Below are 20,150 nucleotides of genomic sequence, written 5' to 3' on the forward strand. Positions count from 1 at the left end.
GGCTTATCTTTTCTGAGGCTGAATGATCTTGTTCAGAAGCATTGAAAAACTGGCGTCGGGCCTATCGCGCAGCTGGTCTTCGATCCGGTTCAAAGTCGGTGCGAGGTGCGGCAGGCTCCAGTCCATGGCGCGCGCCGGGCCTTCCTTGGGGGCGTGCATCCAGGTGATCCAGACATAGTCTTCAAGGTCGATGTTTTTCAGGCCCATGCGCGCGGCATCGGCCAGCATTTGCAGCAAGCTGTCCGGATCGGGCTGGGCCTCTGGCGGTACGTCGTGCTTGGCATAGCTGCGCCAGATCGAGTTGGCGTCCGGCGAGATGCCCGAGAGGAACCACTGCGCTTCGTCGAGCAGATCGCGTGGCGATCCGCCCGCCTGCGTTCCGCAGGGAAGCACCGGCGCTTTGGCACGGAACCATTGGGCAGGCTCGGGCCTGTCGCGTAACGGGCCCCAGGGTTGCATGAGCGACCACCATTGCATGACCGGCCCGAGCCACCGGCTTTGCTGCAGAGGACTCAGCGCAGGCCAGACCCGCTGCATGACGCGCGGGTCGTGGTAGCGAAACAGCACGCTGTCTTCGGTGCCTGGCGGTCGTTGATCGCCCAGGCCAACCCAATGCCGGGCGATCTTCTGCTCCGATTCCGTGCTGATGACCACACCGCAGAAGTCCTGCTTGGTGATGCGTTCGTTCGCCCGCTGGGAAGCGACCTCCAGACAATGCGCCAACCATGCGCGCAGGTCTCGAGTCTTGTGTCCGGGGATGGAGACAATCAACTCTTCGGGCAACTCCAGCAGGCACGGTGCACGCTCTTCGCGATACTCGAAGTAACTGTCGGGCACGTTGATGTGGTCGCGCGCCCATCTCGGAAACTGTTCACACAGCTCTCTTGCCAGTGGGTTGCCATCCCAGCGGTTGAATACCAGGTAGGCCCGCCGGGGGAGCGCCTCCTTCTCACGCTTGCGTGCGTCTACGGACTCCCTGGACGGAAGCACGGTCAACGCGTTCCAGCCCTGGATGAGCGCATTGAGCAACTCTTCGCCATTGGCAGCTCGACCTTCGGCCCCAACGCCGTCGATCATCGGCGCGGCACCGAGTTACCACCCTTGTCAGCGGCCTTTTCCTTGGTGCCGCAGGCTTCGCCGTTCAACTTCTCGGGCGCTTTGGAATCGGCCGGAGCATAGCCGTGGATTGCCGCATGGTTGGTGTACTTGCCGGCCGTCCCCTTGGTAATGTTGCCGGCGCTGTATTCGCCGTAGCTGCCCCCACCATTGATGGTCAGCTGGGTCTTGGCAGTGATGTTGATGACGTCCGCGGTCAGTTCGATCTTGTCTTTGGCAAGCATCTTGATGGAGTTGTTGAGGGCCTTGATCTCGATGTCCGCCTGGGCCGCAATCACCTCCATGCCGTTTTGCATGGCGTAGACCTTGAACGCTTCCAGCGCGACCGCAATCAGGCTGCCGCCGCTGTTGATGCTGGTATGCGCGGAACTGGTGATCTGCGTGTGTTCGACACTGGCAATGTGCGTGGAGCCGCCCGAGGTGACGGCGATGCCGCTCGGACTGGCGAGCACGAGGTGGGGGTCGGCGAGCTCCGGGAATTGGCCCTCTTGCGGGTTGCCGCCGCTGCCCTTGATGGCGTCGTTCTGTTTCTTGAGAGCTTTGGCAACGGCATCCTGGTCGCCTTTGGTCTGGGCCTCGCTGATGCGGGCTGCATCGGACTGGCCTTCGATCAGATCGCGCGCCAGTGTGAGGCGGGGAAGGGCTTCGCCCAAAAGCTTGGCATGCCCTGCGGCATCCATACACGCTTCAGTTGTGATGAGCATGCCGTCGGCGGCGCGCAGGACACCGTGGCCATCGGTTCGCAGTTCGTAGCCTTGCCCGCGCGGGTCTTTGCGCCCTGCGTTGTCTTCGATGCGGGTGATGGCGCCCAGGCTCAAGGAGCTTGACTGGTGATCGCTCTTGAGCTGGACCTGAATTTTCCCGGCCGTGTCGTCCAGCACCAGTTGATTGCTGCGCCCCGCGGCGCTGTTGCCGCCACCGCCGACGAGTTCGCGCGAGCGAAAACCCGAAAGCGCTGCCTGATCGGGCAGCTTGTATGGCGGCATGTTCATCTGGTTGTAGACCCGACCTGTGCAAATGGGCAGATCGGGATCGCCACCGAAGAACTCGATGACGACTTCCTGGCCGATGCGCGGAACGTGCATCGCGCCAAGCTGGTTGCCGGCCCATGCCGCGCTCACGCGCACCTTGCATGAACTGTTCTGGTTGAACTGCCCGTCGCGGTCCCATGGAAACTGGACCTTGATCCGGCCGTACTCGTCGGTCCAGATGCTCTGCCCGGCGGGCCCGACGACAACGGCGTTTTGAGGGCCACCCGTCTGGGGCTTGGCGCGTGTGGGCGCGGGACGCAACTCTTCCTGGAGCGGATGCGCCGTGAAATCGACGCTCACCTTCCAGTTCTGCGATCGACCGGGGGCGGCACCCTTGATCTGGCTGTCCTGCCCCACGTCTTCGATCACGAAGTTCGTATGCAGGATCAGGTATTCGGCATTCGCACTCTCGCGCGGATGCTTTTGCATGCGGAATGTGCAGCCCGGCACCATGCCCCGCAGGTTGCCCGAGGCATGGGCGCGGGCACCATGGGTGCGCAGGTGCTGCATGCGCAGGCGCGCGAAGGCTCGGGCTTCGGTGGACGGGTCATTGGGGCCCGTGACTCCGGCCTCTGGTTGTGCGAAATGGCTGCCGCCGACACTTGCGTGGTACTGGTACACCTCGCCGTTGGCGTGGCTCGTGGAGCGCGGTGCGCTGTTCTGGCCGATCAACCGGGCCTTGCTGCGCGTGTAGTCGTAGTCCCGGGTGACGTAGGCGCCGCTGGTGAGTTGGTTGTGCGACGCAAAGCGGTGGATGTACTCGGCATCGGTCTTGTAGCCCGGTGCATGAAACTCGACATTGGCGTAAGCGGCGCTGGGGCATTCCCGGTAGGCGGCCATCGCATCCGACAGAACCAGGCGATGCGCGCCATCTCCGTGCTCGAAGTGGTAGTTGATGCCGTACTCCTGGCACAGGCGCTCGAAGAACTCGAAGTCGCTCTCGTTCCATTGCACGCAATAGTCGCGAATCGGATAGGTGTCGTACAGCCTCTTTTCCACTGGGAACGAGTAATTTCCCAACACCTGATCCAGCGTTTTGACGACCGTCTGGTCCTGGTAGATCTTGCAGTCGCAATTGAGCGTTGCCAGGTGCAACCAAGGGCGAATGATGAAGCGGTAGACGACGTGGCGGCCTGCTTCACCTTCCATGACGGCGTCCGTCACGATGCCGCTGATTTGCCGTGTCCCGGCGCCCATGCCGTGGGTGCTGGGGCCGATGGCTCCGGCCCGTAGCTCGCCAGAGCCGTCGAGCCCGATCACGCAAGTCATGGCGTGCCCAATGAAGCCGTCAAGGTTGAAATCAGCTGCGCCGCTTGCACCGAGGTTCAGCGCATCGGGGGTCTTGAGGATGAGTTCGTATTCGAAGAGGCCGTTGACGCCTTCCCGGCCGGCGAGCCGCACTGGCACCAGTGCGGGTAGCCCCAGGCTCGTGGGGATGGCGGTGCTGGTAACGGAGAGAGTTTGGGGCACGAGCGACAGACTTGACGGATGGCAATCCGAAAAGTCTGGGGCACACACAACCCGCACATTCGCAAACAATAGTCAAACGACCACCACCACGGCGATGGGGGACGCAAGAATGCGAAAAATTCACGGCTTCAAGGCCAGAGCTTCCATCAATTGGCCCGAGCCGACTTCATTCCTCGATCACGGCGTGCAGCAACGTCAAGACATCCCGCGCCGCCGCGAACGATCGGCCGCGTTTAGGCCGCGACGACTTCCCGCGCCGGCGCCGCCTTCGAGGCCACCGGCATGTACTGCGCCCAATCGATGATCTCCAGCGTGCCGTCCGCATGCTCGGCCAGCGCCGTCAGGCTCTCGACCCAATCGCCGTCGTTGCAGTAGAGGATGCCGTCGATGTCGCGCATCTCCGCATGGTGGATGTGGCCGCAGACCACGCCCTGTGCGCCGCGCTTGCGGGCCTCGCGGGCCACGGCGTTCTCGAAGTCGCCCACGTAGCTCACGGCGCGCTTGACCTTGCCCTTGAGGTACTTCGACAGCGACCAGTACGGCAGCCCCATGCGCGCGCGCATCGAGTTGAGGTGGCGGTTGAGCTTGAGCGTGAATTCGTAGAGCGAATCGCCCACGTAGGCGAGCCACTTGGCGCATTGGATGACGCCGTCGAACAGGTCGCCGTGAATGATCCACAGCTTGCGTCCGTCGGCCGTCTCGTGGATCCACTCGTCGGCCACGTCGATGCCGCCGAAGTTGTGGTTGAGGTATTTGCGGGCGAACTCGTCGTGGTTGCCCGGGATGAAGATCACGCGCGTGCCCTTGCGCGCCTTGCGCAGCAGCTTCTGGATCACGTCGTTGTGCGCCTGCGGCCAGTACCAGTGGCGCTTGAGCTGCCAGCCGTCGATGATGTCGCCGACCAGGAACAGCGTCTCGCATTCGGTGTGCTTCAGAAAGTCGAGCAGCGCGCGGGCCTGGCAGCCGGGCGTGCCCAGGTGCAGGTCGGAGATCCAGAGCGTGCGGAACTGAAGCGGCGGACGCTGGCGATCGTCGTCCTCCGGGTCGGGGGCCTGGGTCGCGGTGTCGCGCCATGCGCGAAGGAAAGCGTCGTCGCGTTGCATGGACGGGTAGGCTCCCACCCGCGCATGACGCTGCGATGGCACACCCGTGACATCCCGGTGACGCGTTGCCACAATCGCGCGATGCGCCCTGGCCAGATCATCGTTCTTGCGACCCCCGTGTTCTTTCTTCTGATCGCGATCGAGTTCGCGGTAGGCCGCGCGCGGGCGCGCCGCGGCACGGGGCATGACACCTACCGGCTGGCCGACGCGGTCAGCAGCATCGGCCTGGGCATGCTGAGCCAGATCAGCGCGGTGCTCACCGGCCTCTTGCGCATCGGCATCTACACGGCCGTGTATTCGGCGGTGGCGCTCTTTCCGCAGGAAGCGGCGCGCGAGTTCTGGACGACCTGGTACGGCTGGCTGCTGGCGCTGGTGTTCTATGACTTCTGCTACTACTGGCTGCACCGCATGGGCCATGAATCGGCGGTGCTGTGGGCGGCGCATGTGGTGCATCACCAGAGCCAGCACTACAACCTGTCGACCGCGCTGCGGCAGACATCGAGCGGGGCGTTGTTCGGCTGGATCTTCTATATGCCTATGGCCCTGGCCGGCGTGCCGCCGCTGGTGTTCGGCGTGGTGGCGCTGGTCGACCTGCTCTACCAGTTCTGGGTGCACACCGAGCAGGTGGGCAAGCTGGGCTGGTTCGACCGCTGGTTCTGCTCGCCCTCCAACCACCGGGTGCACCACGCGGTGAACGACACCTACCTGGACAAGAACTACGGCGGCATCCTGATCGTGTGGGACCGCATGTTCGGCACGTTCCGCGAAGAGGACGAGCGCTGTGTCTACGGCACGCGCGGCGAACTCAAGAGCTGGGACCCGCTCTGGGCGAATGCCGAGGTGTACTGGGGGCTGGCCAAGGACTCGTGGCACGCGCGCAGCTGGGCCGACAAGCTGCGCGTGTGGCTCAAGCCGCCCGGCTGGCGGCCGGCTGATGTGGCGGAGCGCTTTCCGAAGCCGGCGTTCGACATCGCGAAGGTCACGCGCTACGAGCCCGTGGTCAGCCGCGGCGTGCAGTGGTTCGCGGGCGTGCAGTTCCTGCTGATGCTGGGTGGCGTCGCCTTCTTTCTCTGGTTTTCCGACGGCATGCCGCTGCAGCGCGCCGCCGTCTGGCTGGCGGCATTGACCGCGAGCCTGTGGGCCATCGGCGCGGTGCTGCAGGGGCGCATTTCGGTCACCGAGGTGCTGCTGGTCGAGGCGGCCGCGCTGGCCACGGCGAGTGCGGCGCTGGGCATCGACGGGCTGCACCACATCTTCAAGCCGCTGGCGCTGTCGATCGCGATCGTCTTCGCGGCGCGGCGCGCGATGGCATCGGGCGGGGTGACGCGCTTCGAAGGGCTGCTGCTGGCCGGGCTGGTGGGCTCGCTGGCGGGCGACGTGCTGCTGATGGGACCGGCGAAGTTTTTCGTGCCGGGGCTCGTGTGCTTCTTGCTCGCGCACCTGGCGTACATCGCGCTGTTCCGCATCGGCGTGGGCATGTTCCCGCGGCGCGGGGCGCTGGCGGTGACGCTCTTGATCGGCGCGGGGATGTATGCCTTTCTCTGGCAGGGCGGGTTGCCGCCGGCACTGCGGATTCCTGTCGGGGTCTATGTGGTGGTGATTGCGTGCATGGCGGCGCAGGCCATCGGGCGTGCGGCGGTGCTGCGCGAAGCCGACCCGTCAGCCACGTGGGTGGCGGTGGGTGCCTGCTTCTTCATGCTGAGCGATTCGCTGTTGGCGATCAACCGATTTGTCACGCCGCTACCGCTGGCGCAGTTGTGGGTGCTGGGGACTTACTACGCGGCGCAGGTGCTGATCGTGCGGCACGTTCGCAGGCCGGCCGTCTGAATTTCTTTCTCCCTCCCTCGCTGGGGGAAGGAGCAAGAAACCCGCCTCTATGCGGGTTGCAAACCCATCGTCGGCGGGCCGATCTCGAACGATGCCGTCTGGATGAGGCCATTCCGGACCACATAGACGCAGACCATCTCCACCGTGCCAACCCCTTCGGGGAAGTTGCGCGTCACCACCTCATGGTCGATCACGACATTCCCCATGACAGAGCGCTGCAGCAGATGCGCATGGAGGTCAGGCTCGGCAAAGCGGAGCTCGGTGCGGGCACGCAACTCGGCGTGTCCGGAGGCCAGCAGCTTTCCCGCCAGTTCGTATTGGCGGGCGTCCTCGGCATAGGTGGCCAGCCATGCCTGAAGGTCCCTGGCGTTGTAGGCGGCCAGTTGGCGCTCGACAACGGCTTCTGCGGAAAGCGGAATGGACATCGGCTCAGTCCGCGCAGCGCTGGATTTCCACCGTCGAGTGGCGGATTTCCTCGTGCATCGAGAAGCAGGCGCGCACCTCGTCCGCGGTGAGCGTGAGTGAATGCGTCACGACCGTGAGCGCACAGGCGTAGGCATCGCGGCCGACGCGCCAGACATGCAGGTCGGCCACACGGGTTTCCGAATCGGCCAACGTGGTTTCCACGCCTTCGCGGATCTCTTCGGTGACCGGGTGATCCATCTCGCGGTCGAGCAGCACCTTGCCGGTTTCCTTCAGCAAGCCCCGGGCCCAGCTGGCGACCAGCACCGCACCGACGATGCCCATCGCCGGGTCCAGCCAGGCCCAGCCGTAGAACCAGCCGCCGAGCAGTGCCGCGATGGCGAGTACCGAGGTGGCGGCATCGGCCACCACGTGCATGTATGCGGAGCGCAGATTCAGGTCATGGCCGTGTTCATGCGAATGACCGTGATCGTGGCCGTGGTGGTGATGCCCATGGTCGTGGTCATGGTGCGCGCCGCCCAAGAGCCGCGCGCAGACCAGGTTGACCACCAGCCCAAGCACCGCCACCGAAATCGCCTCGGGGTAATGAATCGCCGAAGGCGACCACAGCCGTTCCAGCGAGCCCACCACCATCAGCGCCGCCACGCCGAGCAGCAGCAGCGCGCTCGCGAAGCCACCGAGCACCTCGATCTTCCAGGTGCCGAACGCAAAGCGCGGATCGCGCGCATAGCGGCGCGCGGCCGCATAGGCAAAGGCGCTCAGGCCGATGGCCAGCGCGTGCGAGCTCATGTGCCAGCCGTCGGCCAGCAGCGCCATCGAGTTGAACCACCAGCCGGCGCCGATTTCGACCACCATCATCGCGGCGGTGATCCACATCACCAGGCGCGTGCTGCGCTCGGCGGCGGCATTGCCGGCGCCGAACTGGTGGTCGTGCTGCCAGGCGCTCAGGTCATGGGTGTGCATGGGTCTTCAGACTCCGAAAAGGTCCTGTCCGTCGGAACGGCTCGAGGGCGGCGTCACGCCCAGGTGGCGGTAAGCCGCCAGCGTGGCGATGCGCCCGCGCGGCGTGCGCTGCAGGTAGCCCTGCTGGATGAGGTAGGGCTCGATCACGTCCTCGATGGTGTCCCGCTCCTCGCCGATGCTGGCTGCGACGTTGTCCAGGCCCACCGGGCCGCCGTCGAAGCGGTGGATCACGGCTTCGAGCAGCTTCCTGTCCATCAGGTCGAAGCCCTGCGGATCGACGTCGAGCATGGCCAGCGCCTTGTGGGCGATGTCTTCGGTGATGCGGCCGTCGCCCTTCACCTCGGCATAGTCGCGCACGCGGCGCAGCAGGCGGTTGGCGATGCGGGGCGTGCCGCGCGAGCGGCGGGCGATCTCGAAGCCGCCGGTTTCGTCGGTTTCCACCTTGAGCAGGCGAGCGCTGCGGGTCACGATGAGTGCGAGCTCTTCGGGCGTGTAGAACTCCAGCCGCGCGACGATGCCGAAACGGTCGCGCAGCGGATTGGTCAGCATGCCGGCGCGGGTGGTAGCGCCCACCAGGGTGAAGGGCTGCAGGTCGAGCTTGATGCTGCGCGCCGCGGGGCCTTCGCCGATCATGATGTCGATCTGGTAGTCCTCCAGCGCGGGGTACAGGATTTCTTCGACGACCGGGCTCAGGCGGTGGATTTCGTCGATGAAGAGCACATCGTTGGGCTCCAGGTTGGTCAGCAACGCCGCCAGGTCCTTGGGCTTCTCCAGCACCGGCCCGGAGGTCTGGCGCAGGTTGACGCCCAGCTCGGCCGCGATGATGTGCGACAGCGTGGTCTTGCCGAGGCCGGGCGGGCCGAACAGCAGCACGTGGTCGAGCGCTTCCTTGCGCTTGCGCGCCGCGCCGATGAAGATTTCGAGCTGCTCGCGCACCTTGGCCTGGCCGACGTATTCGTCGAGCAGCTTGGGGCGCAGGGCCCGTTCGATGGCCTCCTCGTTGGGCGAGGCGGGGGCGGCAGACACCACGCGTTGGGGGGCGGGCGCGAAGTCGTCGGTCTGAATAGTCATTTGAGAGGGGTGTGCGCTGAGGAGTTTAGTACCTGCACACTGGCAGAATGCTTCGGCCATATAACGAACGAGGGGAAGGCAGAACGTGTCGATCTACGAACTGAAGCCGCGTTTCCAGGCCCTGCTGCGGCCGCTGGTGGCGCGCCTGCATGCGATGGGCGTCACGGCCAACCAGGTCACGCTGGCAGCGTGCGTCGTGTCGGTCGCGCTCGGGCTCTGGCTTTTCTTCGCGGCGCCCTCGCTCGCGGCCTTCGGGCTCATTCCCGCATGGATGTTCCTGCGCATGGCCTTCAACGCCATCGACGGCATGCTGGCGCGCGAGCACAACCAGCAGAGCAAGCTGGGCGCCTTTCTCAACGAACTGACCGACGTGGTCTCCGACGCCGCGCTCTACCTGCCCTTTGCGCTGGTGGCGCCGTTCAGCCCCTTCTGGGTCGGCACGGTGATCGTGCTGGCCGGCTTGAGCGAATTCGCCGGCGCGCTGGGCCCCACGGTGGGCGCCTCGCGCCGCTACGACGGGCCGCTGGGCAAGAGCGACCGGGCCTTCGTGTTCGGCGCGCTGGGCCTGTACGTGGCGCTGGGCTGGCCCCTGCCGGGCTGGACCGCCTGGCTGATGCCGCTGCTGGCGGCGCTGGTGGCCTGGACCACCGTCAACCGCATCCGCCGCGCGTTGGCCGAAGCCGACGCAGCCGGCCGCTGAACATACAGGCCAAGACAAGATTCACAGGGATTCAATGACAGACACCACACCGCGCATTGCGCAAGAGCATCACTTCCAGACGCACGACGGCGAATCGCTTTTCTACCGCCACTGGCCGGCCACGGGCGCCGTGCGCCGCGGCGCCATCGTGCTGTTCCACCGCGGCCATGAGCACGGCGCGCGCATGGCGCACCTGGTCGACGAGCTGAACCTGCCCGACTTCGACTTCTTCGCCTGGGACGCACGCGGCCACGGCCGCTCGCCGGGCCAGCGCGGCTACAGCCCGAGCTTCGGCACCTCGGTGCGCGACGTGCAGACCTTCGTGCACCACATCGGCAGCGCGCACGGCGTGCCCGAGGAAGACATCCACGTCGTCGCACAGAGCGTGGGCGCGGTGCTGATCGCCACCTGGGCGCACGACTACGCGCCCAAGGTGCGCGGCCTCACGCTGGCCTCGCCCGCCTTCAAGGTGAAGCTCTACGTGCCCTTCGCGCGCGCCGGGCTCGGGCTGATGCACAAGCTGCGCGGCCTTTTCTTCGTCAACAGCTACGTGAAGGCGAAGTTCCTCACGCACGACCCCGATCGCATCGCGAGCTACGAGAGCGATCCGCTGATCTCGCGGCCCATCGCGGTCAACATCCTGCTGGGCCTTTACGAAGCGGCCGACCGTGTGGTGGCCGATGCCAATGCGATCACGCTGCCGGTGCAGTTGCTGATCTCCGGTGCCGACTGGGTGGTTCACCACAAGCCGCAGCACCAGTTCTTCGAGCGGCTGGGCAGCGCCGTGAAGACCAAGACGGAGCTGCCGGGCTTCTTCCACGACACGCTGGGCGAGAAAGACCGGGCGCCGGCCGTGGCGCAGATCCGCGAATTCATCCTGCAGCGCTTCGACGCGCCGGCCGTGCCGGTCGACCGCACCGCCGCGCACCTGGCCGGCGACACGGCCGACGAGTCGCGCGCACTGGCCGAACCGCTCTCGCCCCTGTCGCCGCGCGGCGCCTACTGGGCCATGACGCGCGCGGGCCTGCGCATCGGCGGCAAGCTCTCCAGCGGCATCGCGCTGGGCCACACCACCGGTTTCGATTCGGGCAGCACGCTCGACTACGTCTACCGCAACCACCCCGAAGGCAAGGGTCCGCTGGGCCGGAACATCGACAACACGTATCTCAACTCGATCGGCTGGCGCGGCATCCGCCAGCGCAAGATCCACGTCGAGGAGCTGCTGCGCATCGCGATGGAGCGGCTGGCCGAGATGCACCGCGAGGTGCGGGTGATGGACATCGCCGCGGGCCATGGCCGCTATGTGCTCGACGCGGTGCTCGCGAGCCCGGTGAAGGCCAGCTCGATCCTGCTTCGCGACTACAGCGACATCAATGTGCGCGACGGCCGCGCACTCATCGCCGAGAAGGGCCTGCAGGACGTCGCGCAGTTCGTGCAGGCCGATGCCTTCGACCGCATCAGCCTGGCCACGGTGACGCCGCGGCCCACGCTGGCGGTGGTATCGGGCCTGTACGAACTCTTTCCCGACAACGAGATGGTGCAGCGCTCGCTCGCGGGCGTGGGCGATGCGGTGGAAGACCGCGGCTACCTGGTCTACACGGGCCAGCCGTGGCATCCGCAACTGGAGATGATCGCGCGCGCGCTCACCAGCCACCGCCAGGGCGAGGCCTGGGTGATGCGCCGCCGCACGCAGGTCGAGATGGACCAGCTGGTGGAAGAAGCGGGCTTCCGCAAGATCGACCAGCGGGTCGATGAGTGGGGGATCTTCACGGTTTCGCTGGCGGTGCGCACCGGTAGATGAAAACCTGGCTCGCGCAACGCCCCTGGAAGCGCGCCGCCGCATGGCTCGTGTTCCTCGGGCCGCTGTTCTACGTGACCTACGGCTTCGCCAACTGGTGGGCCACCACGCGCGCGAACGTGCCTTCGATGGCCTTCGACTGGGAGCGGCAGATCCCGTTCTGGCCGTGGACGATCTTTCCGTACTGGACGATCAACTTGTTCTACGCGCTGTCGCTGTTCCTCGCGCGCAGCAAGCACACGCTGGACCGGCATGCGCTGCGGCTGGTCACGGCGACGCTCGTCGCGTGCACCTGCTTCATCCTCTGGCCGCTGCACTTCAGCTTCGGCCAGCCGCCAGTCGGTGGCGCGCCGGCGTTTCTGTTCAATGCGCTGCGCGGCTTCGACCAGCCGTTCAACCAGGCACCCTCGCTGCACATCGCGCTCGCCGTGATCCTGTGGGACTGGTACCGGCAGTTCATCCGCCCGCTGTGGGCGCGGCTGGTGCTGCATGTGTGGGCCTTCGCGATCTGCGCCTCGGTGCTCACGACGTGGCAGCACCACTTCATCGACATTCCGACCGGCGCGCTGCTGGGGCTGGTCTGCGTATGGCTGTGGCCGCTGGAGCGCGTGGTGTCGATGCGGCGCGCCTGGCAGGTCACGCGCGATCCGCAGCGCTGGAAGCTCGCGAGTTTCTATGGGCTGGGTGCGGTGCTGTGCCTGGCCGCTGCGCTGTATGGCGGCGGCATGTGGCTGTGGCTTGCATGGCCGGCTGCGTCGCTGGCCCTGGTGGTGCTCAACTACATCGGGCTGGGGGCGCGCGGCTTCCAGATGAACGGTCGCGGGCGCATGGGTTGGGCGGCGCGCTGGTTGTTCGCGCCCTACCGGCTGGGCGCCGCCGTCAATGCCTGGCTCTGGACGCGCAAGCTGCCGGCGTCGGTCGAGGTGGTGCCCGGCCTCCGGCTCGGCCGCCGGCCCACGCATGCCGAATGGCTGGCCGCCGGCCAACCCCGCCTGGTGAGCCTGTGCGCCGAATTGCAGGTGCCGGCCGGCGTGACGGACGCGCGCTGCGTGCCCTTGCTCGATCTGACGGTGCCGCCGACGGTGCGGCTGCAACGCGCGGCAGCGGTCATCGAAAGCCAGCGCCGCAACGCCGGGGGCACGCCGGTGTGGGTGTGCTGCGCGCTCGGCTTCTCGCGCAGCGCCGCGGCGACGATCGCCTGGCTGGGCCGCTACGGTCCGGGAAACGGACTGATGCAGGCCGAGGACGCGGTGCGCCGCGCGCGGCCACAGGTCGTGCTGCACGCCGCTTGGCGGGTGTCGCTCGCACCCCTGAACACGCTGCCGCAGGCGCCGCCCCATGAATGACAACGACCGCGCCACCTGCGCTGCGCTCGCCGGCCTGCTGCGCGCTTTCATGGTGCTGGCGCTGTGGGGCTTCGCGCTGACATGCATCTCGGCGCTGGTGCTCGCGCTCACGCTGCGTTCGCTCTCGACCACGGCCGCCATGGGTTTCGGGGCGGTCGTGATCCTCGGGGTGCTCGAACGCTATTTCGCGTTCCGGTTGCGGCTGGACCAGTCGCTGTTCGACGACCTGGCGCGCGGCACCATCGCCTCGCTCGATGCGCTAGACCGCGCACTCGACCGCCTGGGCCTGCGCAACGCGCCTGCATCGCACACGTCCCGCCCGCTCGACGACCGCGTGCAGGGCACCCGCCAGCTCATGCAGCGCCACGCCATCGTGGTCGCCTGCCAGAGCGCCATGTTCCTTCTTGCCTTGATGACACAGGACCTCTCTTGACCGACGAAGCCGACAACAACGAAAAAGACGACAGGCCCGAAAGCACGGTGCTGCGCCGCGCGCTCGCCGTCGTCGCGGGCAAGCTCATCATCGGCGCGGCGGGCCTGCTGACCGGCGTGCGCGCCATCTGGAGCGGCACCACGCCCAAGGCCGAGCAGACGCTCTACTTCGCCAACCACACGAGCCACGGCGACTTCGTGCTGCTGTGGGCGACGCTCCCGCCCGACCTGCGCGCCCTCACCCGGCCAGTGGCCGGGCAGGACTACTGGATGGCCTCGAAGGTGCGCCAGTTCATCGGCGCCGACGTGTTCAATGCGCTCATGATCCGCCGCGACGGCTCGGGCCAGGGCGACAACCCGGTCGAGCAGATGAAGGAGGCGCTGGAAGGCGGCGACTCGCTCATCATGTTTCCCGAAGGCACGCGCAACACCGGCGACGAGATCCTGCTGCCGCTCAAGAGCGGCCTCTTCCACCTGGCACGCGCCTGCCCCAACGTGCGGCTGGTGCCGGTGTGGATCGAGAACTTGAAGCGCGTGCTGCCCAAGGGCACGCTGGTGCCGATTCCGCTGGCCTGCACGGTGCGCTTCGGCACGCCGATCGTGCTGGCGGAGGATGAGGACAAGAACACCTTCATCGCCCGCGCACGCGCCGCCATGCTGGATCTGCGCCCCGAATACGACCGAGCATGAGACACACCCCCAGGCTGCGCGCACTTCGTGTCGCTTCGCCAACCCCCTTGCAGGGGGCAACACCAGCGGCCCGGCAAAGCCGGTTCCGCGGTGTTCCGCGAACAATCCAAACCAGACGTCCGACATGACCCTCTCTCCTTTCGCGTGGACCACGCTCAAGCTCTTCGGCGGCGTCTTCGGCGTGCTGGTGCTGGCCTCGGCCATCGGCGCGCTGCTCAAGTGGCGCGTGGCGCGCGGCCAGCCGCATTCGGTGATCGACAACCTCAACTCTCGCGTGAACGCGTGGTGGGTGATGGTGGCGGTGATCGGGCTGGCCTTCGCGTTCGGCAAGGGCGGCGTGATCGTGCTGTTCTATCTGATCTCGTTCTATGCGCTGCGCGAGTTCATCAGCCTCGCGTACACGCGGCGCGGCGACCACGCGGCAATTGCGCTCGCGTTTTTTGTCGCGCTGCCGGGGCAGTACTTTTTGATCTGGATCGAGTGGTACGGGCTCTATTCGATCTTCATCCCGGTCTACGCTTTCCTTATCCTGCCGATCCTCGCGGCCGTGGGCGGCGACACGCAGCGCTTTCTGGAGCGCACCTCCAAGATCCAGTGGGGCCTGATGGTCTGCGTGTTCTGCATCAGCCACGTGCCCGCGCTGCTCACGCTGCAGATTCCGGGCTTCGAAGGCCGCAACCTGTTGCTGATCGCGTTCCTGGTGATCGTGGTACAGGGCAGCGACGTGCTGCAGTACGTGTGGGGCAAGCTCTTCGGCAAGCGCAAGGTCGCGCCCGAGCTCTCGCCCTCCAAGACCTGGGAAGGCCTCGTCGGCGGCGTGGCGAGCGCCACTGCGCTGGGCGCGGCGCTCTACTGGGCGACGCCGTTCAACCCGTGGCAGGCGGCGCTGATGGCCTTCATGATCTGCTTCATGGGCTTCTTCGGCGGCCTGGTGATGTCGGCGATCAAGCGCGACCGCGGCGTGAAGGACTGGGGCTCGATGATCGAGGGCCACGGCGGCATGCTCGACCGGCTGGACTCGGTGATCTTCGCGGCGCCGATCTACTTTCATGCGCTGCGTTATTGGTGGGTGCCGTGAGCACGGCGGCAGCCAAGAAGGCCGCGAAACCCACCGCGAAAGCGGAGCGCATCGTCAATGACACGCCGCTCGAATTCGCCAACGCCGCAGCCCTCGTGCGCTGGTACAAGCGCCACCACGGCATGCATGCCGGCGTGTGGTTGCGCATCGCGAAGAAGGCCGCGAAGTTCTTCGCCACGCGGGATGCGCGCAACCGCCATGCGGGGCTTTTTGCGCGCAGGGCGGGAAGATCTGTCCCTGATTACTTCGCCAGCGCCTTCAACGCCAGCTTGATCCCATCACTCACCGTCGCATCCTTCGGCAGCGCCTTGAGCGCCAACGCCGCTTCCTTGTCGCTGTAGCCCAGCGCAATCAGTGCCTGCAGGATGTCGGCCTGCGCGTCGGAGGCCGCATGCGTGGGCAGTCCGATGTCGGCGCCCAGTTTGCCCTTGAGTTCCAGCAGCAGCCGCTCGGCGGTCTTCTTGCCGATGCCCGGGATCTTGACGAGGCGGCCGAGCTCCTGCGTGGTGATGGCCTGCGACAGCTCGCCCACGCTCATGCCCGAGAGCAGGCCGAGCGCGGTGCGCGGGCCCACGCCGGTGATCTTGATGAGCTGGCGAAAGGCCGCGCGCTCCTCGGCGGTGCCGAAACCGTAGAGAATCTGCGCGTCCTCGCGCACCACGAAGTGCGTGAGCAGCGAAACGCGCTCGCCGGTGCCGGGCAGGTTGTAGAAGGTGCTCATCGGCACATCGACCTCGTAGCCGACGCCGTTGCAGTCCACCACCACCTGCGGTGGGTTGCGCTCGGCCAGGATGCCGGTGAGTTTGCCTATCATCGGCCCACCCCCGTTGCTTGCTCACTTCGTGTAGCCGCCTCCCCCGTCGAGGGGGCAACACCGGCGGCCCGGCAAGGCCGGTTCCGCGGTGTTTCCCGCTTTGGATTGCGTTTTTTCGAGCATGGCTGGTCTTGCATAGGGCTGCCAAATAGATGGAAATGGATACCGAGTGATTCTGCGACACACCTTTGCCCCACCGAACAACGCGCGCCTGGGCCACCTGTGCGGCCCTCTGGACGCGCACCTGCGCCGCATCGAAGATGCGCTGGGCGTGAAGATCGCGCACCGCCACGAGCAGTTCAAGGTCGACGGTCCCAAGGCCTCCGCGCAGCGCGCCATGGAGGTGCTGCAAGCGCTGTACGAAATCGCCCAGCGCGCCATCGACCCGGCCGTGGTGCAGCTAACGCTGGCCGGCGACGGCTCGATGAGCGACGAAGACGCGGCCATGCTCGTCACCCGCCGCGCCGACCTGCGCGCGCGCACGCCGACGCAGGCGCTGTATCTGGACAACATCGCCAAGCACGACATCACCTTCGGCATCGGCCCCGCCGGCACCGGCAAGACGTACCTCGCAGTAGCCTGCGCGGTCGATGCGCTGGAACGCGCGGCGGTGCAGCGCATCGTGCTCACGCGGCCGGCGGTGGAGGCGGGCGAGCGGCTCGGCTTTCTGCCGGGCGACTTGACGCAGAAGGTCGACCCGTACCTGCGTCCGCTGTACGACGCGCTCTACGACCTCATGGGCTACGAGAAGGTGCAGAAGGCCTTTGAGCGCAATGCGCTCGAAATCGCGCCGCTGGCCTTCATGCGCGGCCGCACGCTGAACAACGCCTTCGTGATCCTGGACGAGGCGCAGAACACCTCGGTCGAGCAGATGAAGATGTTCCTCACGCGCATCGGCTTCGGCGCGAAGGCGGTGGTGACCGGCGACGTGAGCCAGATCGACCTGCCCAAGCAACAGCTCAGTGGCCTGATCGATGCCGAGCGCGTGCTCAGGCGCGTGAGCGGCATCGCGATCACGCACTTCACGACGGCCGACGTGGTGCGGCATCCGCTGGTGGCCAAGATCGTGGACGCCTACGACGGGCAGCGCAAGCGCTCGGGCACCGGCACGCACTGAGATGGCGCTGCCGGCACTTTCTCTTTCGCTGCAGTTCGGGCGCTTCAAGGGCGTGGAACGGCACCGCATCGCGCTCCCGCGCCACAGCGTCGCGCGCTGCATCCGCCACGCGCTGGACATCGACGGCGAGATCACGGTGCGCATCGTCGATGCCGACGAAGGCCAGCGCCTGAACCGCGAGTTCCGCGGCAAGGACTACGCGACCAATGTGCTGACCTTCGACTATGCACAGAGCCCGGTGGCCATGGCCGACCTGGTGCTGTGCGCGCCGGTGGTGGCGCGCGAGGCGAAGGAACAGCGCAAGACGCTGGCCGCGCACTACGCGCACCTGCTGGTGCACGGCACGCTGCACGCGCAGGGCTGGGACCACGAGACCAGCGAAGCCGATGCCGACGAAATGGAAGCGTACGAAATCCAGATCCTTGCGGAACTGGGCATCCGCAATCCCTACGGCAAGTAGCGGCCGCTACGCCGACATCTGCAGCGGAATCGTGACCGGCCCGTCGTTGACGAGGTGCACCTGCATGTCGGCACCGAACTCGCCGGTCGCCACCACCGGATGCGCAGCACGCGCTTGCGCCACGAAGTACTCGTAGAGCCGACGGCCCTCGTCGGGCGGCGCGGCCTGCGTGAAGCTGGGGCGGTTGCCGCCGCTCACATCGGCCGCCAGCGTGAACTGGCTCACCACGAGCAGCCCGCCGCCGATGTCCTGCACGCTGCGGTTCATCTTGCCGGCGTCGTCCGAAAAGATGCGCAGCTTGAGGATCTTGGCGAGCATGCGGTCGGCCAGCGCGTCGACGTCGCCGCGCTCGGCGCACAAAAGGATCAACAGGCCCGTATCGATGGCGCCGACGGTCTGGCCTGCAATGTCGACGCGTGCGTTGGCAACGCGCTGGAGGACGGCTTTCATGGCTGTTCGATCTGTGTGGCGCGCGCTTCCATGGTGAGCGGCAGCAGCTGGATGGTGACGCGCAGGCCGGGCACGGCGTCCATCAGCGCCTGTTCGAGTTCGTCGCGCATGGCGGCGGCGTGTTGCAGGGTCCAGTCGCCGGGCACATGCATGTGCAGGTCGGCAAAACGGCGCTGGCCGGCGCCGCGCGTGACCATGTCGTCGAATCGCAGGCGGTGGCCATCCGGCTGGCGCGCCGCAAACGCAGCCAGCGTGGCGCGCACGGTGGCCAGCGTGTCGGTATCGAGGGCCTTGTCCATCAGGCCCTGCGACGAACGCCACACCAGCTTGACGCCCTCGCGCACGATGTTGAGCGCCACGCCAATGGCCAGCAGCGGATCGAGCCAGAGCCAGCCGGTGAAGTGCACGGCGACGATGCCGATGACCACCGCGGCGGACGTCCACACGTCGGTCATCAGGTGGCGGCCATCGGCTTCCAGCGCGATCGAGCGGTGCGTGCGCGCCGCGCGGAACAGCATGAGGGCGAGCGCACCGTTGAGGGCCGAGCTCAGCACCGACAGCGCCAGGCCCCAGCCCAGTTGCTCCAACGGCTGCGGCGACAGCAGCCGCTGCACCGACACCCAGAGGATCGCCACGGCGGCGCCGACGATCAGGATGCCCTCGAAGCCGGACGAGAAATACTCGGCCTTGTGGTGGCCGTAAGGGTGGTCTTCGTCGGCCGGGCGCTCGGCGATGGTCACCATGGCCAGCGCAAACATCGCACTGGCGAGATTGACGAAGGACTCCATGGCATCGGAAATCAGGCCCATCGAGTTGGTGATGTAGCCCGCCAGCCCCTTGAGCACGATGGTGATCAGGGCCACGGCAACCGAGATGCGCAGCAGGTTTTTGGGGGTCAGCGGCATGCGCAATCCAAACAGGAAATCGACAAAAGACGACGCAAAAAGCGGCAAAAGGCCGCAAGATGGCGCTCAATTATCAGCGCAGTCACTATATGTAACGCCTTCGCCTTAACATTTGTGACTAGTGCGAAATATTCCTTTCGCAAAGAGTTGGACGATGAACAAATTTTTGATTGCGTCAGGCGGCCTCGCCTTGTGGAGCGCCACCTTGCTGGCCCAGGCCCAGACACCTCCGCCCCCGGCCCCGGCGGCGCCCGCAGTCGCCGAGCCCCAGGCGGGCTTCGTGAAGTCGGTGCGCGGCAATGTGCAGTTGCTCAGCGCGGCCGGCACGGCACGCACCGCCAGCGCGGGCGATGCACTTGGCTCGGTGGATCGCATCGTGACTGGCCCCGATTCGTCGGCCTCCGTGGTTCTGCGCGACGACACGACGCTGGTGATCGGCCCCTCCTCGCGGATGGACCTGAAGGAATTCCATTTCGATGCCACCACGCGCGACGGCGGGCTCCTGGTGTCCTTGCTGCGCGGCTCGATGCGCATGATCACCGGGCTGATCGGCAAGACGAACCCCGACGCGGTGCGGGTCGAGACGCAAACAGCCACCATCGGCATCCGCGGCACCGACTTCATCGTGCAGACCGACGGCCAGCCATGATCAAGTCTGGCCATCCCCTCGTCCTTGCCACTGTCCTGATCACCGTACTGCTCTCCGCCTGCTCGACCCCGGGCACGCGGGTGGTGCTGCTGCCGCAGGCCGACGGCACGCCGTCCGCCGTGGTGGTGCGCGCCAAGGACGGCGAAGAAATCATCTCCAGGCCGTACCAGCGTGCCACCGCCGCCGTGGGCGCCAAGGGCGCGCCTGTGGTCGACCAGGTCGATGCAGCCAAGGTGCAGGCGGAGAACAAGCCGCTGTTCGACATGCGCCCGCCCCCGCCGCAGAACTACACGGTGTTTTTCGAGGTGGGCGGCACCACGCTGACGCCGGCTTCGCAGCAGGTCATGAACGAGGCGCTGGCCGCGGCGCTGGCCCGCAGCGGCGGCGACATCGTGGTGACCGGCCATACCGACACCAAGGGGAGCGGCGAATCGAACGACCAGTTGTCGCGTCGCCGCGCGCAGGAAGTGGTTCAGCTGTTCGTGGAGCGCAAGTTCCCGGCCAACCGCGTCGAAGCCGTGGGCCGCGGCGAACGCGACCTGGCCGTGCCGACCGCCGACGAGGTGGACGAGCCGCGCAACCGGCGCGTCACCATCGAAGTCCGCTAGCTAGCTAGTGTCCTGTCCCGTTAATTCGCCCGCATAGGCGGGTGAGTTTTTCGAGGATCGAATTGGCCGTTGCTGTCCATGTGAACGGCTTGCAGTTCT

Annotated in this window: 20 protein-coding genes; 11 read left to right on the top strand and 9 right to left on the bottom strand. The window is 66.5% G+C overall.

Annotated features, from left to right (window positions below):
- Nucleotides 1-3: 3 nt before the first annotated feature.
- The 3 genes from ABIC90_RS24500 to ABIC90_RS24510 all read right to left on the bottom strand — a co-directional run bounded on the left by ABIC90_RS24500 (nucleotide 4) and on the right by ABIC90_RS24510 (nucleotide 4,720).
- Entirely contained in the window at nucleotides 4-1,077 is a 1,074-nt protein-coding gene (locus tag ABIC90_RS24500; RefSeq protein ID WP_354358804.1) for a DUF4123 domain-containing protein, read from the bottom strand.
- Nucleotides 1,074-3,617 carry a type VI secretion system Vgr family protein gene (locus ABIC90_RS24505; protein ID WP_354358806.1) on the bottom strand — a complete coding sequence of 848 codons (2,544 nt, stop codon included), beginning with the start codon at nucleotides 3,615-3,617 and terminating at the stop codon, nucleotides 1,074-1,076. Before ABIC90_RS24505 ends, ABIC90_RS24500 begins: the two co-directional genes overlap by 4 nt.
- 233 nt (nucleotides 3,618-3,850) lie before the next feature.
- Nucleotides 3,851-4,720, bottom strand: a complete 870-nt coding sequence (locus ABIC90_RS24510; protein WP_354358808.1) for a UDP-2,3-diacylglucosamine diphosphatase — start codon at nucleotides 4,718-4,720, stop codon at nucleotides 3,851-3,853.
- Nucleotides 4,721-4,801: 81 nt separating this feature from the next.
- Here ABIC90_RS24510 and ABIC90_RS24515 point away from each other — a divergent pair, with 81 nt between their 5' ends.
- Nucleotides 4,802-6,547 carry a lysoplasmalogenase family protein gene (locus tag ABIC90_RS24515; RefSeq protein WP_354358810.1) on the top strand — a complete coding sequence of 582 codons (1,746 nt, stop codon included), beginning with the start codon at nucleotides 4,802-4,804 and terminating at the stop codon, nucleotides 6,545-6,547.
- 47 nt (nucleotides 6,548-6,594) lie between these two features.
- On the opposite strand, the gene ABIC90_RS24520 is transcribed toward ABIC90_RS24515, so the two are convergent.
- The 3 genes from ABIC90_RS24520 to ruvB are packed head-to-tail and all read right to left on the bottom strand — an operon-like array spanning nucleotide 6,595 to nucleotide 9,004.
- Nucleotides 6,595-6,972 (bottom strand): nuclear transport factor 2 family protein, encoded by a 378-nt coding sequence (locus ABIC90_RS24520; protein ID WP_354358812.1) that lies wholly within the window; start codon nucleotides 6,970-6,972, stop codon nucleotides 6,595-6,597.
- 4 nt (nucleotides 6,973-6,976) lie between these two features.
- Nucleotides 6,977-7,933: a CDF family Co(II)/Ni(II) efflux transporter DmeF gene (gene dmeF / locus ABIC90_RS24525; RefSeq protein ID WP_354358814.1), complete on the bottom strand. Its 957-nt coding sequence runs from the start codon at nucleotides 7,931-7,933 to the stop codon at nucleotides 6,977-6,979.
- 6 nt (nucleotides 7,934-7,939) lie between these two features.
- Nucleotides 7,940-9,004 (bottom strand): Holliday junction branch migration DNA helicase RuvB, encoded by a 1,065-nt coding sequence (ruvB, locus tag ABIC90_RS24530; protein ID WP_354358816.1) that lies wholly within the window; start codon nucleotides 9,002-9,004, stop codon nucleotides 7,940-7,942.
- An 85-nt stretch (nucleotides 9,005-9,089) separates the two neighbouring features.
- Here ruvB and ABIC90_RS24535 point away from each other — a divergent pair, with 85 nt between their 5' ends.
- The 6 genes from ABIC90_RS24535 to ABIC90_RS24560 all read left to right on the top strand — a co-directional run bounded on the left by ABIC90_RS24535 (nucleotide 9,090) and on the right by ABIC90_RS24560 (nucleotide 15,048).
- A complete protein-coding gene (locus tag ABIC90_RS24535; protein ID WP_354358818.1) occupies nucleotides 9,090-9,704 on the top strand; it encodes a CDP-alcohol phosphatidyltransferase family protein in 615 nt (204 codons plus the stop codon).
- 34 nt (nucleotides 9,705-9,738) lie between these two features.
- Complete coding sequence (locus tag ABIC90_RS24540) at nucleotides 9,739-11,505, top strand: bifunctional alpha/beta hydrolase/class I SAM-dependent methyltransferase (protein WP_354358820.1); 1,767 nt, start codon at nucleotides 9,739-9,741, stop codon at nucleotides 11,503-11,505.
- Nucleotides 11,502-12,848 carry a phosphatase PAP2/dual specificity phosphatase family protein gene (locus ABIC90_RS24545; protein WP_354358822.1) on the top strand — a complete coding sequence of 449 codons (1,347 nt, stop codon included), beginning with the start codon at nucleotides 11,502-11,504 and terminating at the stop codon, nucleotides 12,846-12,848. Before ABIC90_RS24540 ends, ABIC90_RS24545 begins: the two co-directional genes overlap by 4 nt.
- Nucleotides 12,841-13,281 (top strand): hypothetical protein, encoded by a 441-nt coding sequence (locus ABIC90_RS24550; protein ID WP_354358824.1) that lies wholly within the window; start codon nucleotides 12,841-12,843, stop codon nucleotides 13,279-13,281. The genes ABIC90_RS24545 and ABIC90_RS24550 overlap by 8 nt, the downstream gene beginning before the upstream one ends.
- A 47-nt stretch (nucleotides 13,282-13,328) precedes the next feature.
- Complete coding sequence (locus tag ABIC90_RS24555) at nucleotides 13,329-13,970, top strand: lysophospholipid acyltransferase family protein (RefSeq protein WP_354358846.1); 642 nt, start codon at nucleotides 13,329-13,331, stop codon at nucleotides 13,968-13,970.
- Between the two features lie 124 nt (nucleotides 13,971-14,094).
- Nucleotides 14,095-15,048, top strand: coding sequence for a phosphatidate cytidylyltransferase (locus ABIC90_RS24560; protein WP_354358826.1), 954 nt, complete (start codon nucleotides 14,095-14,097; stop codon nucleotides 15,046-15,048).
- 241 nt (nucleotides 15,049-15,289) lie between these two features.
- Here ABIC90_RS24560 and ruvA read toward each other — a convergent pair whose 3' ends face one another.
- Entirely contained in the window at nucleotides 15,290-15,862 is a 573-nt protein-coding gene (gene ruvA, locus ABIC90_RS24565; RefSeq protein ID WP_354358828.1) for a Holliday junction branch migration protein RuvA, read from the bottom strand.
- Between the two features lie 169 nt (nucleotides 15,863-16,031).
- Here ruvA and ABIC90_RS24570 point away from each other — a divergent pair, with 169 nt between their 5' ends.
- On the top strand, nucleotides 16,032-16,979 hold the full coding sequence (locus ABIC90_RS24570) for a PhoH family protein (RefSeq protein WP_354358830.1): 948 nt from the start codon (nucleotides 16,032-16,034) through the stop codon (nucleotides 16,977-16,979).
- Between the two features lies 1 nt (nucleotide 16,980).
- Nucleotides 16,981-17,439 (top strand): rRNA maturation RNase YbeY, encoded by a 459-nt coding sequence (ybeY, locus tag ABIC90_RS24575; RefSeq protein ID WP_354358832.1) that lies wholly within the window; start codon nucleotides 16,981-16,983, stop codon nucleotides 17,437-17,439.
- A gap of 6 nt (nucleotides 17,440-17,445) precedes the next feature.
- Here the strand turns inward: ybeY and dtd are convergent, their stop codons facing one another.
- Together dtd and ABIC90_RS24585 are read right to left on the bottom strand one after the other, a co-directional pair.
- On the bottom strand, nucleotides 17,446-17,889 hold the full coding sequence (dtd, locus tag ABIC90_RS24580; protein WP_354358834.1) for a D-aminoacyl-tRNA deacylase: 444 nt from the start codon (nucleotides 17,887-17,889) through the stop codon (nucleotides 17,446-17,448).
- On the bottom strand, nucleotides 17,886-18,794 hold the full coding sequence (locus ABIC90_RS24585; RefSeq protein ID WP_354358836.1) for a cation diffusion facilitator family transporter: 909 nt from the start codon (nucleotides 18,792-18,794) through the stop codon (nucleotides 17,886-17,888). The genes dtd and ABIC90_RS24585 overlap by 4 nt, the downstream gene beginning before the upstream one ends.
- Nucleotides 18,795-18,948: 154 nt before the next feature.
- Between ABIC90_RS24585 and ABIC90_RS24590 the strand changes: the two genes are divergently transcribed.
- Nucleotides 18,949-19,443 (top strand): FecR family protein, encoded by a 495-nt coding sequence (locus ABIC90_RS24590; protein WP_354358838.1) that lies wholly within the window; start codon nucleotides 18,949-18,951, stop codon nucleotides 19,441-19,443.
- Entirely contained in the window at nucleotides 19,440-20,051 is a 612-nt protein-coding gene (locus ABIC90_RS24595) for an OmpA family protein (protein WP_354358840.1), read from the top strand. Before ABIC90_RS24590 ends, ABIC90_RS24595 begins: the two co-directional genes overlap by 4 nt.
- Nucleotides 20,052-20,150 lie beyond the last annotated feature (99 nt).

Origin of the sequence: Variovorax boronicumulans (assembly GCF_040544675.1) — a bacterium.
GTDB lineage: Bacteria > Pseudomonadota > Gammaproteobacteria > Burkholderiales > Burkholderiaceae_C > Variovorax > Variovorax boronicumulans_D.

Bases quoted from the DNA above. Each gene is read 5' to 3' on its own strand.
- ABIC90_RS24585 (WP_354358836.1), bottom strand. From the start codon at position 18,794: ATGCCGCTGACCCCCAAAAACCTGCTGCGCATCTCGGTTGCCGTGGCC.
- ABIC90_RS24550 (WP_354358824.1), top strand. From the start codon at position 12,841: ATGAATGACAACGACCGCGCCACCTGCGCTGCGCTCGCCGGCCTGCTG.
- ABIC90_RS24590 (WP_354358838.1), top strand. From the start codon at position 18,949: ATGAACAAATTTTTGATTGCGTCAGGCGGCCTCGCCTTGTGGAGCGCC.
- dmeF (WP_354358814.1), bottom strand. From the start codon at position 7,933: ATGCACACCCATGACCTGAGCGCCTGGCAGCACGACCACCAGTTCGGC.
- ruvA (WP_354358828.1), bottom strand. From the start codon at position 15,862: ATGATAGGCAAACTCACCGGCATCCTGGCCGAGCGCAACCCACCGCAG.
- ruvB (WP_354358816.1), bottom strand. From the start codon at position 9,004: ATGACTATTCAGACCGACGACTTCGCGCCCGCCCCCCAACGCGTGGTG.
- ABIC90_RS24515 (WP_354358810.1), top strand. From the start codon at position 4,802: ATGCGCCCTGGCCAGATCATCGTTCTTGCGACCCCCGTGTTCTTTCTT.
- ABIC90_RS24540 (WP_354358820.1), top strand. From the start codon at position 9,739: ATGACAGACACCACACCGCGCATTGCGCAAGAGCATCACTTCCAGACG.
- ABIC90_RS24520 (WP_354358812.1), bottom strand. From the start codon at position 6,972: ATGTCCATTCCGCTTTCCGCAGAAGCCGTTGTCGAGCGCCAACTGGCC.
- ABIC90_RS24545 (WP_354358822.1), top strand. From the start codon at position 11,502: ATGAAAACCTGGCTCGCGCAACGCCCCTGGAAGCGCGCCGCCGCATGG.
- ABIC90_RS24595 (WP_354358840.1), top strand. From the start codon at position 19,440: ATGATCAAGTCTGGCCATCCCCTCGTCCTTGCCACTGTCCTGATCACC.
- ABIC90_RS24500 (WP_354358804.1), bottom strand. From the start codon at position 1,077: ATGATCGACGGCGTTGGGGCCGAAGGTCGAGCTGCCAATGGCGAAGAG.
- dtd (WP_354358834.1), bottom strand. From the start codon at position 17,889: ATGAAAGCCGTCCTCCAGCGCGTTGCCAACGCACGCGTCGACATTGCA.
- ABIC90_RS24560 (WP_354358826.1), top strand. From the start codon at position 14,095: ATGACCCTCTCTCCTTTCGCGTGGACCACGCTCAAGCTCTTCGGCGGC.
- ABIC90_RS24510 (WP_354358808.1), bottom strand. From the start codon at position 4,720: ATGCAACGCGACGACGCTTTCCTTCGCGCATGGCGCGACACCGCGACC.
- ybeY (WP_354358832.1), top strand. From the start codon at position 16,981: ATGGCGCTGCCGGCACTTTCTCTTTCGCTGCAGTTCGGGCGCTTCAAG.